Source organism: uncultured Campylobacter sp., from assembly GCF_938045465.1.
Taxonomy (GTDB): Bacteria; Campylobacterota; Campylobacteria; order Campylobacterales; family Campylobacteraceae; genus Campylobacter_B.
Map to the genome: position 1 here is coordinate 1 of NZ_CALIBF010000183.1, position 14994 is coordinate 14994.

Annotated in this window: 15 protein-coding genes; 12 read left to right on the forward strand and 3 right to left on the reverse strand. The window is 50.5% G+C overall.

What is annotated here, in order from left to right:
* Positions 1-709: transglutaminase-like domain-containing protein (locus Q0413_RS08905; protein ID WP_298989496.1), on the reverse strand; the 709-nt coding region annotated here is incomplete at its 3' end.
* A 335-nt stretch (positions 710-1044) separates the two neighbouring features.
* Positions 1045-2100, reverse strand: coding sequence for a transglutaminase-like domain-containing protein (locus tag Q0413_RS08910; RefSeq protein ID WP_298989499.1), 1056 nt, complete (start codon positions 2098-2100; stop codon positions 1045-1047).
* Positions 2101-2207: 107 nt separating this feature from the next.
* Between Q0413_RS08910 and cmoB the strand changes: the two genes are divergently transcribed.
* Positions 2208-3044, forward strand: coding sequence for a tRNA 5-methoxyuridine(34)/uridine 5-oxyacetic acid(34) synthase CmoB (gene cmoB / locus Q0413_RS08915; RefSeq protein WP_298989502.1), 837 nt, complete (start codon positions 2208-2210; stop codon positions 3042-3044).
* Between the two features lie 636 nt (positions 3045-3680).
* Here the strand turns inward: cmoB and Q0413_RS08920 are convergent.
* A complete protein-coding gene (locus Q0413_RS08920) occupies positions 3681-4280 on the reverse strand; it encodes an MBL fold metallo-hydrolase (protein WP_298989505.1) in 600 nt (199 codons plus the stop codon).
* Positions 4281-4375: 95 nt separating this feature from the next.
* Here Q0413_RS08920 and nadE point away from each other — a divergent pair, with 95 nt between their 5' ends.
* From nadE to Q0413_RS08975, 11 genes are all read left to right on the forward strand, one after another.
* Positions 4376-5179 carry an NAD(+) synthase gene (gene nadE, locus Q0413_RS08925; RefSeq protein ID WP_298989508.1) on the forward strand — a complete coding sequence of 268 codons (804 nt, stop codon included), beginning with the start codon at positions 4376-4378 and terminating at the stop codon, positions 5177-5179.
* Positions 5180-5189: 10 nt separating this feature from the next.
* A complete protein-coding gene (locus tag Q0413_RS08930) occupies positions 5190-6326 on the forward strand; it encodes a DegT/DnrJ/EryC1/StrS aminotransferase family protein (protein ID WP_177387787.1) in 1137 nt (378 codons plus the stop codon).
* A complete protein-coding gene (locus Q0413_RS08935; RefSeq protein WP_298989511.1) occupies positions 6319-7422 on the forward strand; it encodes a tetraacyldisaccharide 4'-kinase in 1104 nt (367 codons plus the stop codon). Before Q0413_RS08930 ends, Q0413_RS08935 begins: the two co-directional genes overlap by 8 nt.
* Before the next feature lie 18 nt (positions 7423-7440).
* A complete protein-coding gene (gene argB, locus Q0413_RS08940; RefSeq protein WP_298989514.1) occupies positions 7441-8298 on the forward strand; it encodes an acetylglutamate kinase in 858 nt (285 codons plus the stop codon).
* A 121-nt stretch (positions 8299-8419) separates the two neighbouring features.
* Complete coding sequence (thrC, locus tag Q0413_RS08945; RefSeq protein WP_298989517.1) at positions 8420-9973, forward strand: threonine synthase; 1554 nt, start codon at positions 8420-8422, stop codon at positions 9971-9973.
* The gene (gene kdsB, locus Q0413_RS08950) at positions 9970-10692 is read left to right on the forward strand and encodes a 3-deoxy-manno-octulosonate cytidylyltransferase (protein ID WP_298989519.1); all 723 of its coding nucleotides are present in this window, start codon (positions 9970-9972) and stop codon (positions 10690-10692) included. The genes thrC and kdsB overlap by 4 nt, the downstream gene beginning before the upstream one ends.
* Positions 10682-10819 (forward strand): hypothetical protein, encoded by a 138-nt coding sequence (locus Q0413_RS08955; protein ID WP_297996224.1) that lies wholly within the window; start codon positions 10682-10684, stop codon positions 10817-10819. Before kdsB ends, Q0413_RS08955 begins: the two co-directional genes overlap by 11 nt.
* Complete coding sequence (gene ligA / locus Q0413_RS08960; protein ID WP_298989521.1) at positions 10816-12825, forward strand: NAD-dependent DNA ligase LigA; 2010 nt, start codon at positions 10816-10818, stop codon at positions 12823-12825. The genes Q0413_RS08955 and ligA overlap by 4 nt, the downstream gene beginning before the upstream one ends.
* The gene (locus Q0413_RS08965; protein WP_298989523.1) at positions 12822-13394 is read left to right on the forward strand and encodes a hypothetical protein; all 573 of its coding nucleotides are present in this window, start codon (positions 12822-12824) and stop codon (positions 13392-13394) included. Before ligA ends, Q0413_RS08965 begins: the two co-directional genes overlap by 4 nt.
* A complete protein-coding gene (locus Q0413_RS08970; RefSeq protein ID WP_298989525.1) occupies positions 13391-14605 on the forward strand; it encodes an SAM-dependent methyltransferase in 1215 nt (404 codons plus the stop codon). The genes Q0413_RS08965 and Q0413_RS08970 overlap by 4 nt, the downstream gene beginning before the upstream one ends.
* On the forward strand, positions 14595-14994 hold a 400-nt coding region (locus Q0413_RS08975), incomplete at its 3' end, for a lipocalin family protein (RefSeq protein ID WP_298989527.1). The genes Q0413_RS08970 and Q0413_RS08975, both read left to right, overlap by 11 nt.

A 14994-nucleotide genomic window follows, 5' to 3' on the forward strand; every position in this document is an offset into this window, starting at 1 on the left:
TTTGAGCGCTAAATCTCGATGCGCCGACGCGGATGCCAAACATCTCTCTTGCAGCGATACCCTGCGCGCGGCAAAGTGCAACGAAAACGCTATTTATGTCGGTGCATTTGCCGCTTAGCTTGCCGCTGCTTAAAATTTGCTTCACGTCCCCTAGCCCGCAGCCTAGCACACTGTTATCGCGCTGCATAGTGTTCGCCACCCACGTATAAATCGCGCGCGCCTTTTCCAAATCGCCCTTTATGCCGCCTGCGATCTCGTCTGATTTTTGCTTGACGACGCCGTCGATTTGAATCTGCGCACTAGGCTCTAAAAACTTCGCTACCTCGGGGCTAAGCTTTTCGTTCGGATTAAATTTTACCTTGCTAAAGTCGGTATTTCGCTCAAAGGTCTCGACGCTAAATTTAATGTTTAGCGTGGGCTTTGCCACACCAACGTAGCCGGCATAGAGCGTCGGAATTTCGCCATAGTCCACGGACGGATCGTTGAAATTGCCGTCAAATTTTATGTCGCTTACCTTTTGATACTCCGTGATAAGAGGAAGCGGTATCCAAAGCCGCGTCTGCTTGCCCTCCTCCAAAATTTCGTGATTTAGCGATAGCCCGAAAGCTCTCTTTTTGCCAATGACTTTTTCTCCGCCCAAAATGGTACTCGGAGTTGCCATAACGGCGCCTAAAATCGCAGTGTTTCTTAAAAAATCGCGTCTTTGCATGAAATGCCTTCAAAATAAAATGGCTAAGCCTTAGCCCTAATTACGCGTGGATTTTAACCTTTTGCGGCTTTGAAATCGCTAAATTTAAAATTTCACCAGCTTTAAAATTTTAAAATTTCGCTTCAAGACATAGCGCGAAATTTCGCCAAAGCGGGCATGATAGCCCGCAACCTAGGCGCGCAGGCAGTATGTATCGGCGGCGTAGGCTAAACCACGCAAAAAGCGCCGCTGTCGCAAAAGCCAAGCGTACGCTTCGATGAAACGGTTGAGCCTCGACGAAGCGCGGCGGCTTAGCTTAAGCAAATCGCGGCGGTAAAATGCAAGCCGTCAGAAGGCTAAATTTCGCGCGAAAAATACTCGTAGATAAAATTTTTAGGAGAGTACGGATCTTTCGGCGTGCCGCCCACTTCGCAATATGGATGCGAAAAAATTTCGATCGGAACGTGCGCCGGACGCGGATTTAGCACGATTTCGCGAGCGTAGTTAAAGCCCAGCCAGCACGGCTCCCAGTTACCGAAAAGATATTCGCGCACCCGCGCCAGCTTGGAATCATCCTCGCTTAAGCCTTCGCCGAGTCGCACCTTCGTAACGTCCGCAGGATCGACAGGGATCCAGCCATAGCCTTTTAGATAAAATTCCGCTCTGCAGTGCTGCGCGCCCGAAATTTCAAGCGCACCGCCGTTTAGAACGCCCATGACGCCCATTTCAGGCGAAAATTTCTGCGCCGCGCCCGTGCGGATGCCGTAAATAGCGCGCGCAGGAATGCCAGCTGCCCTGCAGAGCGCGACGAACACGCTATTAATATCGGCGCATTTGCCGCTTAGCTTACCGCTGCTTAAAATCGCTGCTGCATCGCCGCTGCCGCATGCGATCACGCTATTATCGCGGCTCATATTTTTAGCGACCCACTCATAAATCGCGCGCGCCTTTTCTAGATCGCCTTTAAGCGAGCCGGTGATCTCGTCTGATTTTTGTTTCGCAGCGCCGCTTGCCGGAATTAGCTTTGATGGCTTTAAAAACTCCTCGATTTCGGGGCTCAAGCGCTCATTTTCATTAAAGCTTACCTTGCTAAAATCGGTGTTTCGCTCCGAAATTTCAATATCGAAGCTAAGCTCAAAATAATCATCCTCTTCGCCTACGACACCTTGCTCGCCGTATTTGCCGACGCCCGCTCTTGCCTCTTTATCGGGTGCGAAGCGCGCGTAGTACGTGCTTATATGATCTCCGCAGATAGCCGACTCTTGCGCATTTGAGCGGGCATGATATTCGCCAAGCAACCTCTGATAGGGCTCTTGCAGCACTAACGGCAGCCAAAGCCGCACCTCTGCGCCACTACTTGAAATTTCGTGATTAAACCTGAGACTAAATTTTCTCGTTTTTGCTTCTTGCATTTTTTGCTCCTTTGCTTGAATTGCAAGTCGATTTTATCTCTTTGCGCCTTAAAATGGATAAAATTTTATGTTAAAATGGCGCTAAATTTTGAAATTTTAGGACTAAAATGGATATGCAAAAAATCAGAGACGAGAACTTTAAAAAGCTACAAAGCGGGCAAAACCGCGAAATTTTAAGCGCGATCGAGGCGCTGCAAATAGGCGAGTGCGGCTGCGAGTGCGGCGACGTCGTGCGTGCAAGCTTTAGCGCTAGCGCGGAGCAAGAGAATGAAATTTTGCGTATCGCGCGAGCGCTAAAGCCGTGGCGCAAGGGGCCTTTCGCGCTGAATGATCTTTTTATCGACGCCGAGTGGCGAAGCTTCGTGAAATTTAACCTGCTGCGGCCGTTTTTAGATCTGCGCGGCAAAACCGTCGCCGACGTGGGCTGCAACAACGGCTACTATATGTTTCGCGCAAGCGAGCTAGCACCTGCGCAGCTAGTGGGGTTTGATCCGAGCGCGCTATTTTATCTGCAGTTTCGCTTCATCGAAAAATTCCTCCGCAGCAGCGCGAAATTCGAGCTTTTAGGCGTGGAACATCTGCCTTTTTACGAGCACAAATTCGATACGATCTTCTGCCTCGGCGTCATCTACCATCGCAGCGATCCCGTAAAGATGCTAAAAGATCTGCGCGCCTCGCTAAATGCGGGCGGCGAGGTGTTTTTAGACACGATGTATATCGAAGGAGAAGGCGATTTCGCGCTGTGTCCGAAAAACAGCTACTCAAAAATTTCAAATATCTACTTCGTCCCGACCGTCGGCGCGCTGCAGAATTGGTGTGAGAGGGCGAAATTTAAAGATTTTGAAATTTTGGCTCAAAAGCCCACGGATCCGAACGAACAGCGCAAAACGGAGTGGATCGACGGGCAGAGCTTGGAGAATTTCCTAGATCCGCACGACAGCTAGCGCACGATCGAGGGCTACCCCGCCCCGCGGCGTATCTACGTGCGGCTTCGAGCGTGATCTGCGCCTTTAAAACATCTTTCGTGCACCACCCGTGCATCGATATGGAATGATATCTGTGCCTTTAAGAACGTGTAAAATTTTATCGAATTTATCGGCTCGCGGGGGAAAATTTTACATTCGGCGGGATGTGAAATTTAGATAAATTTAGCGAGCCCCAAATTGGATTAGATCGCATTGTAGCGGCCAGGATCAGCGCAGCGGCGCAAATTTTAAATTTCGCCTTTTGCGTTACGCTTTGCGTCTTGCATGCGCACACGGCACGGAATTTTTCTAAATTTAATCAAGCGGCGGTAGATTTTAAAATTTTATCTACGCAGAGCACGCCAATGCGCGCATCGTGCGAACGTAGCGCAGAATTCAACGCTCGCGGCGACAAATAAAGTTGCAAATTTTAATGCCTGCAATGCAAGTAAAGCAGCATCAATTCCGGTGCCTGCAAGCAAAGCGGTATAAATTTTCCGGCGCCGAGCAGCTTCACACCGCTTCACACCGCTTCACACCGCTTTACACCGCTTTACACCGCTTTACACCGCTTTACCGCTTATTGTGCGGCGAAACGCAGTTAAATTTAAACGATCAGCGCTCAAAAAATTGCAAAAAATATTTTAAATTTTGCCTCTCGGCCGCTAGGCTAGTATTTGCTCCGTGTCCCGGATAGAGCGTAAAATCGCCCTTTATCTGCAAAATTTTATGCAAAGACTCTCTCATCTGCTCGCCGCTTGAAAAGGGAAAATCCCACCTGCCGATAGAGCCTTTGAATATGACGTCGCCGCTAAAGATCACGCCGTCCACTTCAATCATACAGCTGCCCGGCGTATGTCCTGCAAAAAGGCTAAATTTAACGTTAAAGCCCGCTATTTCAAGGCTTTGCTCCTGCCCTTTTACTAGTACGTCAGCTTCTATGGGCTCGGGCATCGTCTCAAAAGGATCCGCCCGCAGCATAAAAGCATCTTCCTCGTGGATATAAATTTTAGCGCCCGCCCTTTGCAGCTTGGCGTCGTCGTAAACATGATCGAAATGCCCGTGCGTATTCAAAACCGCGGCGATCTTTCCCGTATTTTGCATCACCCAATCAAAGCTGCCCTCGCCCGGATCGATCACCAAATCGCCCTGCTCGCCCTTTAGAATGTAGCAGTTCGTCACGTATTCGCCGAAAGCTTTTTTTAAAATTTGCATTTAAATCCTCCTTTTAAGCTTAAATTAAAGCCGTAATTTAGCCAAAAATAGTTAAAATTCGCACAATTTAACGTAAAATTTTAAGGCTAAATATTATGTTTTTGGACGATTTGCTGCCGCAACTGACCGATTTTTTATCGGAGAGACTCGATGAAACGGGCGCGGACGCCTTTGTAGTGGGTATCAGCGGTGGGCTTGACAGCGCCGTGGTTTCTGCGCTTTGTGCGCTTACCGAGATCCCCACTTACGGGCTTATCCTACCTAGCGCTGGTTCAAATTTAGAAAATATGGCAGACGGCATCTTTCACTGCGAATCCTTTAATATCCCCTACGAAATCCAAGAGATCGCGCCATTTGTAGAAAATTTTACCGCTTTAAATCCCGGTGCAAGCGCTCTTCGCATCGGAAATTTCGCCGCGCGCGTAAGAATGAGCTTGCTTTATGATTATAGCGCGGCTAAACGCGGCGTAGTCGTAGGCACGAGCAATCTTAGTGAGAGGATGCTAGGCTACGGCACGATCTACGGCGATCTGGCCTGCGCGTTTAATCCGATCGGAGAAATTTTTAAAACCGATCTGTTTAAATTTGCAAAAATTTTATGCATAGACGATGCGATCATCAAAAAAACCCCAAGCGCCGATCTATGGGAAAATCAAAGCGACGAACGTGAGCTTGGATACAGCTACGAGATTTTAGATAGCGTGCTAAGAGATATTTTTTCGCACGAAACGCTGCGGACGAAATTTCGCTCAGGCGAGCAAATAACCGCAAACGATCTAAAATATCTGCAAAACTCGCACCACAATCAAGAGCTGGTGAAATTTATCGTCCGTAGAATTCTTAAAAATAATTTTAAGCTTCGCGCGCCCGCGGTCGCCCGCATAGAGCCCGCACACTAAGGAGAGATTTATGAAAGAGATACCGTTTTATAAGGCTCAAATCGATAAAAAAGAGGAAGACTTAATTAAAAGCGCCCTCTACAACAGCGATATAAGATATAGCGAAATTTTTGAAGAGGATATTTGTAAATATTTCGGCGTAAAGCACGCCGTATCTACCACGAGCGGCACGACGGCGCTGCATCTGGCGCTTTGCGCGATGGATATTAAGCGCGGAGATAAAATTTTATGCTCCGTAAATTCCTTCCCCAATGTCGCCGAAGTGATCCGCCACTTCGACGCCGAACCCGTTTTCGTAGATATCGATCCGATAAGCTTTAACATCACGAGCGAAAGCCTTGCTCGCACGATAGATCAGAACCGCCACAAGAAGCTAAAATGCGCTTTCATCTCGCACATCGCGGGGCTTGCTGCGGATATAGACGCCATCAGCGAGGTCGCCAAAAGCGAAAATATCATCCTTATAGACGATGCGTGCCGCGCTATGGGCGCTACCTATAAAGGCGCAAAAATCGGAGCGCTTAAAAGCTCGCTCATATCGTGCTTTCAGATCAATCCTCAAGCGCAAGACGCGATCTCTACGGCGGGCTTTTTCGTCACGAACGACGATGAGATCGCAAGCGCCGCGCAAATTTTAAGAAACGGCGGCATCGTAGGGGACGCCTTTTACAAAGACGGCAATATGTCCTTTACTTACGATGTCGATCGCATCGGTCAAAAATACGATCTTAACGCTATAAATTCCGCCTACGCCATCGCTCAGTTTGAAAAAACCGACGCTTTTATAAAGCGCCGCAAGCAGATCGCCGCAGCCTACCGCGAGCAGCTTGCAAACTGCCCGCACGTAACGCTTCCAAGCGACAGCGAGGAGCATATCTATACTCAATTCATCGTAAAGATCGACAAAAACCGCGACGATTTTGCCAAAGCGCTGATCTCGCGCGGAGTGAGCGTTTCGCTGCACTATGTGCCGGTGCACCTGCTAAGCTACTACAAAAGCAAATACAACTATAAAGTCAATGATTTCCCGAATGCGCTTAAAAACTATCAGCAAATTTTATCCCTGCCGATCTACACGGCGCTTAGCGACGACGATGTGAGCTACATTTGCGAGCAGATCAAAGAGATAGCGCAAAATCGTGTTTAAACTCCTAATTGAGCGAAACCTATACGACCCGAGCCCCGCGTGGCTTGCGCTCGGAGTGATTTTAGCACCGTTATCGCTACTTTATACGCTGATCGTCTGCCTAAAAAGGCTCTTTGCTAAGCCGCAAAAATTTAAAATTCCAATAATCAGCGTCGGAAATTTAACCCTCGGCGGAAGCGGCAAAACCCCGCTAGTGCGGGCGCTTTTTAAAGAATTTAGCGAGGAGCTCAAAACATGTATCATCCTTCGCGGATACGGGCGCAAAAGCAGAGGCTTGCTCGAAGTGGCGCTCAGCGGACGGATACTTTGCGACGTAGAGCAAAGCGGAGATGAGGCGATGGAGTACGCGCTGTTTCTGCGCGGCGCAAACGTGATCGTCAGCGAAGATCGCGCCGCAGGGATCTTGCGCGCGCAAACTCTCGGCTTTGAGCTAGTGATCTTGGACGACGGATTTTCTAAATTTAATATCTCTAAATTTGATATCTTGCTGCGCCCACAAAGCGCGCCGAAGCTGCCCTTTTGCCTGCCCTTCGCCGCGTATCGCTACCCGCCGTTTTTTTATAAATTTGCAGACTTCATACCCTTTCCGAGCGACATTTCGCAGGAGCTTAGGATCGTTTCGGCGACGGATCTGCAAGGCAAGCTAAACGGCACGGATGAAATTTCAAATTCCGACGCAGATGAAATTTCAAATTCCACCGCGGATAAAATTTCGGATTTAAATTTAAAAACCGCCGCAGATAAAATTTCAAATTTAAACCCTACCGAGGATAAAATTTCAAACTCCAAAGAGGCGGGCTTTGAGAGATCCCGCACGATCTTAATCAGCGCTATCGCCAAGCCTTGGCGCTTAGAGCGCTTTTTGCCGCTCGTAAAAGCACACGCCTTCTTTCCCGATCATTACGATTTCAAAAAAGAGCAGATTTTAGAGCTGCTAAGGCGCGAGGACGCGGAGCATATCCTATGCACGGCGAAAGATTACGTGAAATTAAGGGATTTGAGCGCGGAAATTTCGGTGATTTTGCTAAATTTAAAGCTAAGCGAAAACTTTATCCGCAAAATTCAAAACTACATAAACCAAGCTATGATAAAATAAGGTTTTAAAAGGAATTTTATGATAAAAAAGAGCAAAACCGCCGAAGTCATCATCTCTGCGCTGCCCTATATCCGTAAATTTAGAGATAAAATTTTCGTCGTTAAATACGGCGGCGCGGCGCAAACCGACGATGCGCTCAAGCTTGATTTTGCCCGCGATATCGTGCTTTTGCATATGGTCGGCATCAAAATCATCGTCGTGCACGGCGGCGGCAAAAAGATCAATCAGACCCTGGACAAGATCGGCGTGCAGAGCGAATTTTGCGATGGACTTCGCGTAACGAATAAAGACGCGATCGAAATTACTGAGATGGTGCTAAGCGGCGCGGTAAATAAAGAGATCACGGCGCTTTTGAACCAAAACGGCGCGCCAGCGATCGGCATTAGCGGCAAGGACGGCGGGCTTTTAAGGGCAAAATTCCTCGATGAGAAAAAATACGGCTTCGTAGGCGAGATCACCGAGGTAAACACCAAGCTGATAAATGACCTGTTACAAAAGGACTATCTGCCGGTGATCGCCCCGCTTGCAGGCGGCGAGACGGACGAAAACGTGAGCTTTAATATCAACGCCGATCTCTGCGCCAGCAGGATCGCAGCCGCGCTAAAAGCGAGCAAGGCGATATTTTTAAGCGACATTGACGGAGTGCTCGATAAAGAGGGAAATTTAATCAGCAAGCTCGATGCCGTGCTCATTTCGAAACTCAAAAAGGACGGAACGATCGCAGGCGGTATGATCCCAAAGGTCGATGCGTGCCTGCAATGCGTGCGAAACGGCGCAAATGCCGCGCATATCATCAACGGCAAAATTCCGCACTCGATCCTGCTTGAGCTTTTCACGGACGGCGGCATAGGAAGTTTGATAAAGGAAGAAATTTAGACGCGAGCGCGGAGGCGGCAGGCTTAAAGCAGCAATGCCGCAAGTCCGTGCAAAAAGTCCAAACGATCAAATTTAAAGCGCCTGGGCGGGCGTAAATTTTAAAATTTTAAAAAGGAAAAAGATGAAACTGGTTTCAACGAGAGATTTTTCGCAAAAAGCGGATCTTAGCTACGCGCTGCTAAATCCGAGCGCGAGCGGCGGCGGGCTTTTCAGCCCCGAGCGGCTGCCGCTTTTGAGCGAGGATTTTTTTAAGCAGTGCGAGGATCTGAGCTACAAACAGATCGCGCTTAAAGTCATCGAGAGTTTCGATTTTGACGTAAGCAGCGAGGTTTTTGAGAGCGCGCTTGGGCGCTACGATAAATTTGAAAATCCCGCCTGCCCCGTCCAGATCAAAAAACTAAGCGAGAACGCCTATATTTTGGAGCTTTATCACGGCCCGACGCTCGCGTTTAAGGATATGGCGCTGCAGCCCTTCGGCGCGCTTTTAAAAAGCATCGCAAAAGCTAGAAATGAAAAATTTTTAATAATGTGCGCCACGAGCGGCGACACGGGGCCTGCGACGCTGGAGGCTTTTGCGGACGACGAGAATATCAAAGCGGTCTGCCTCTACCCACAGGGCGGCACGAGCGAGATACAGCGCCAGCAGATGGTAAAGCAAAGCGCGGCAAATCTTAAAATTTTAGGCGTGCGCGGCAACTTCGACGATACGCAACGCGCGCTAAAATCGCTACTGGCTGACGATGATTTCAAAAACGAGCTCGCGCGAGCAAATTTAAATCTAAGCGCCGCAAACTCGGTAAATTTCGGCAGGATTTTATTTCAGATCATCTACTACCTCTATGCTAGCATCTATTTCTCAAAGCACGGCGTATTGAGCTCCGAACGAAATTTAAACGAAAGCGATCGGCGTGCGGCGTGCGGTAAAAATTTTGACGCCGCAGCGGGCGCAAACAGCGCGCAGAGCGCAAAACAGGGTTCTAAATTTAACACCTTCGACGTCATAGTTCCTAGCGGAAATTTCGGCAACGCGCTGGGAGCGTATTTCGCCAAAAAAATGGGCGCAAAGATCAGTAAAATCAAGATCGCTTCAAACGCGAACAATATCCTAACCGAGCTTTTTACGCGCGGGATCTACGATTTGCGCGGGCGCGAGCTCATCCGCACGATTAGCCCTGCGATGGATATTTTAGTTAGCTCCAACGTCGAGCGGCTGCTTAGCGATATGTTCGGCGATGCGCGCACGAGCGAGCTGATGCAAAGCCTGGCGCGAGATAAATTTTATAAACTTAGCGCGAGCGAGCTTGCGAAGCTGCAGGAGGTCTTTGAGGCGGATTTTTGCGACGATGCGCAGTGTGCTAAGTTTATCAAGCAAAAGAGCAGCCGCGGCGTGCTGATCGACCCGCACACGGCGACCTGCTTTAAGCTACTTGACGAAAGCCGCCTAAATCTCGTCATCTCGACCGCGAAGTGGATCAAATTTACGCCGTCGATGATCGGCGCGATCAAAGGCAGGGCTTGCAAAGACGAGCGAGCCGATATGATCGCGCTTTCGAAGGAATTTCGCAGCGACATTCCGCCGCAGATCTCACGCCTTTTTAGCGCGCCGCAGGTGCACTCCAGCATCGTGGAACAAAGCGAGATCAAAAACGCCATAATGGAGTGGATCAAAAAATGATAGTAATCCCCGCGCGCCTTGCTTCGACGCGCTTTAAAAATAAAATTTTATGTGAGTTTGGCGGCGTGCCGATGTTTATCAAAACGGCTCAAAATGCCGCCAAGGCGGATCACGTGCTAATCGCCGTGGATGAGCCGCAAATTTTAAAGATCGCGCAAGATTACGGCTTTGACGCCGTTCTTACCGCGCGCGAGCATCAAAGCGGCACCGACCGCATCGCTGAAGCGGTCGCGAACGCAGCGCTTGCGGAGGATGAGATCATCATCAATATCCAAGCCGACGAGCCCTTTTTCGAGAGCGAAAATTTGATTAAATTTAAAGATTTCGCCAGCGCCATGATCGCGCAAAAGGGCGCATTCATGGCGAGCTGCTACAAATACATAAGCCAGCAGGCGGCCGAAGATCCAAATTTAGTCAAGCTCGTGCTCGATAATGCGGGCTTTGCGATCTATTTTTCACGCTCGCTCATCCCTTACCCGCGCGCGGCATGCGAGTGCTACCTCGGACACATCGGCATCTACGCATACAGCGTGCGAAATTTAAAGCGCTTTTGCGCCCTGCCCGCCTCGGTGCTGGAAGATACCGAAAAACTCGAGCAGCTTCGCGCCATAAGCGCGGGCGAAAAGATCGCGATGCTAGGTATCGAAACTGCAAGCATCGGCATCGACACGCCGGCTGATTACGAGCGCGCGCTAAAGGAGTTCGGCAATGGAATTTAAAATTTACTCGTTATATGGCGCAATGTTTGGAGTGGAGAGACTAGCCGCGGAGCGTAAAATTCTAATGCGACGTAAAATTTTAGTGGAGCGCGGAATTTTAAAATTTAAAGATGCGAGCGCAAGATGAACTACGATGAATACAGATCCGCAGTAGATACGCTAAATGCGTGGGCGCGGGCATATTACACCGACGATAAGCCGATCGCGAGCGACGAGGAGTACGACGAACTTTATTCGCAAGCGGAGAAATTCGAGCAGCAAAACCCCGAGCTCGCGCTGCCCTACTCGCCTACGCGGCGCATCGGAGGCGCGATCAGCGAGGGCTTTTCCAAGCTCGCTCACGGCGCGCAGATGTGGTCGATGGAGGATATTTTTGGCGACGCAGACCTTTTAGCGTGGCTAGCTCGCGGCGAAAAGAGCGGCGCGCAGTTTTACGTCGAGCCGAAATTTGACGGCGCGAGCTTAAATTTGACCTACGAAGGCGGCGTGCTGATAAGCGCGGCGACGCGCGGCGACGGACTTATAGGCGAGGACGTGACGCGAAACGCAAGAGCGATCAAATCGGTGCCGCTTCAGATCCCCTACGCGCAAAGGATCGAGATCCGCGGCGAGACGCTGATCGCAAAGAGCGATTTTGACGCGCTAAACGATGAGCGCGCCGCAAACGGCGAGAGCCTATTTTCAAACCCGCGCAACGCCGCCGCAGGCAGCCTGCGCCAGCTGGATAGCGCGATCGTAGCGAAGCGGAAGCTGAAATTTATCCCGTGGGGAGTGGGCGAGCATTCGTTAAGCTTTGCGCTGCACTCGCAGATAATGGAGTTTGTGCGTAGCCTAGGTTTTTTGCGCGACGAGTTTTGCCGCATCTGCAAGAGCGCGAGCGAGATCAGGAGCGCATACGAGGCGCTGCATAGCATGCGCGCGAGCAAAGACCTGATGCTTGACGGCATGGTAATCCGCGTAAACGAGCTTTCAAAGTGCGCCCAGATGGGCTATACGGTGAAATTCCCGCGCTTTATGGTCGCGTATAAATTCCCCGCGGTCGAAAAGGTAACGCGGCTGCGCGAGATCAATCTGCAGGTCGGCCGCACCGGCGCGGTCACCCCCGTAGCCGTCGTAGATAGCGTAAATATCGACGGCGCGAACGTTTCAAACGCGACGCTTCATAATTTCGACGAGATCGCGCGACTTGGGCTGATGAAAAACGACTTCGTAGGCATCATCCGCAGCGGCGACGTGATCCCGAAGATCACGAGCGTTTACAAACAGCGCAGAGACGGCACACAGAGCGAAATTTCGCGCCCAGATCGCTGCCCTGTCTGCGGCGAGAGGCTGCTTGACGAAGGCGCGCTCATAAAGTGTCAAAACCTCGATTGCAAGGCGCGCGTGATAGGCTCGCTGATCTATTTCTGCTCCAAAAAATGCATGAATATCGAAGGACTAAGCGACGCGACGATCACGCAGCTTTTTGAAAGCGGCAAAATTTCAAAGATCGGCGACATTTACGCCCTCGGCGCGCAGGATTTGGCGGATCTTGAGGGCTTTGCGGATAAAAAAATTTCAAACCTTTTGGGCGCGATAAACGCGAGCAAAAACGCGCCGCTTGAGCGCTTCATCGCTTCTTTGGGGATCGAACACATCGGCGAGGTGGCCGCGCGCAAGATCGCTGCGGCATTCGGGCAGGATTGGCTGGATGCGAGCGAGGATGAAATTCTGCGGCTGGAGGGCTTTGGAGAGGCGATGGCAAGGAGCCTAGCGGAGTTTTGCAAGATAAATCGCGAAAAAATTCTAAATCTAAGCGAAATCATCAACCCGCGCCCCCCAGAGACGCAGACCGCCAAAAGCGCCTTCACGGACCGTAGCGTCGTCATCACGGGCACTCTAAGTCGCCCGCGCGACGAGTTTAAGGCCAGGCTTTTGGCAATGGGCGCGAAGGTGCAGGGCTCGGTATCTGCCAAGACCGACTTCGTACTCGCAGGCGCAGAAGCGGGCTCCAAGCTGCAAAAAGCCCGCTCGCTTGGCGTGCGGGTGATCGACGAGAGCGAGTTTGAAGCGCTTGCGAACTCGTTGCAAACGCCCGGCGCAAATCCACCTGGTAAGAGCGAGCCTGAAGCACTCGCAGGGAGCGGCGAGTGAAGGTTTTTTGTTTGGCGCCAAACCCGCACTCAAACGGCGCGGGATTAAATTTTAAAAGCAATCTCCGCCCTGCGGGGCTTATATCTTTTACAAGGCGCGAGAATTTTAAAAATTTTGTAGCGTACGAGCAAGCGGCAAGAGCAAAAGCGACAAATCGAGCGGCCGCTGTAAGATCGCTGGGCTCTAAGGCGTACGTAAAAGGGGAGGACCGAGAGGCGGTTTCTGCGAGGCGGGCGAGCTCTGCCTGCCGCGGCGCTAAAACGGCGCGCACGATGCCGATAGATACGGCTGCAAGCAAGAATATCTCAAATTTTGCGCCGCTCAAACACTGCGCCGATAGGAAAAATTTTAAAATTTTCGCTAGCGATGAGATCAAATTTACAACGCACGGCGAGCTAAAATTTACAATGCGCGGTATGGTTAAATTTACGGCGCGCAACTTAAAATTTGAGCCTTGCGGTACTGCTGCCCGCAACTTTGCTATGCGCGATAAAATTTTAAACTCAAGCTCGCGCAAAAACTGCGCAAGCTTTAAAATTTCATCGCGGCGCGGAGAAAAAACAAAATGAGATTTGATCTGCTCGTAGCAAACACGCTTAAAATCAGCAGAAATCAGGCCGCCGCGCTGATAAAACAGGATAAAATTTTACTGCGAGGCGCCGTGCAAAACAGACCCTCCGCGCAGATCGCGCCCGAGCAGAGCGGCGAAATCAGCGCGATTGATCAAATTTACGTAAGCAGGGGCGCGCTCAAGCTTGCGGGCTTTTTGGACGAGCTCGCCGAAAACGGGCTTTTAGCAAGCTGCGACGCAAATTTGCCTAGCGCGGCGGCAGAAATTTCAAAGCCGTGCAGCGCCGCAAAGGACGCGGATAGCAAAGCGACAGCGACGCAAAGAGCAGGCGGAGTAATGACGCAAATTTCAAGTGCAGATTTCGCGGCTACGGATAAAATTTTTGGCGCGAACGAGACGACCGAAATTCCAAGCGCAACGGCGACAAAGATCGCAGAAACAAATACTAAGGCGATCCGTACCGCAAAAACTAGCGCTGAAACGGCGAAACTTTTGCAAACCGATGCAGACAAGCAAACAGTGGAATTTTTACAGACGAGCGCAGGAGTCGAGACGACAGGGCATTTGCAAACGGACGCAGGCGCCGAAACGGCAGAGATTTTAAATGCGGCGAAAGCCTCCAAATCGGGCGGCAAGGTGGGCGCGCGCTGCAGTGAAGGCAGCGCGAAGCTAGCACAAACAAAGCCCTCGCAAAAAGATATTTTAAATTTAGCGGGAGCCGATGTTTTGGACGTGGGCAGTAGCACGGGCGGATTTGTGCAGATTTTGCTTCAGCGCGGCGCAAAGAGCGTGACCGCGCTTGACGTCGGCAGCTCGCAGCTAAGCGAAATTTTGCGGCGCGATCCTCGCGTGATCGTGCGCGAAAACACCGACATTAGGGAGTTTGCGAGCGAGAAAAAATTTGATCTCATCACCTGCGACGTGAGCTTCATCTCACTAAATTTGATCTTAAAAAGTCTAGCGAGCCTCGCAAAAAGCGCTCTCATCGTGCTATTTAAGCCGCAATTTGAGGTGGGTGCGGAGATCAAGCGAAATAAAAAAGGCGTGCTCAAGGACGAAAAAGCGGTGTGTGCCGCACGGGTGAAATTTGAGCGGCTATGCGCCGAGCTGGGGCTTGCCACGCTGCACGCTAGCGCCTGCAAAATCATGGGCAAAGAGGGGAATAGGGAATTTTTTTATCTTCTAAAAAGGATGAACGATGAAATTTAAAAACTTAATTATATTGGCGTTTTGCGCGCTATTTTTGGCCTCATGCGCTAAAAGCCTGAGCCCAAAAGCGCCGCTGGTAAAAAATTTCGACATCGCTAAATTTAGCGGCGGCTGGTATGAGATCGCCCGTATGAAGGGCGGCGGCGACGATCTGCAAAACACCGCGTACGAGTGCTTCGTCGATAAAAATTCCACCATCAACCTCCTAAAATCAGCCCAGACGAGCTCGGGCAAAATCAAAAACGAGCAGCACGTACTGGAGTTCGCGGGCGATAAAAACATAGGCCTGCTCTATCAAAAAGGGTTCATCTCTGACACCGTTTACCGCGTGGCGCAGGTGGACGGCGACTATCGCTACGCCCTAATCTTCGGCGCCGATACGAGCGAGC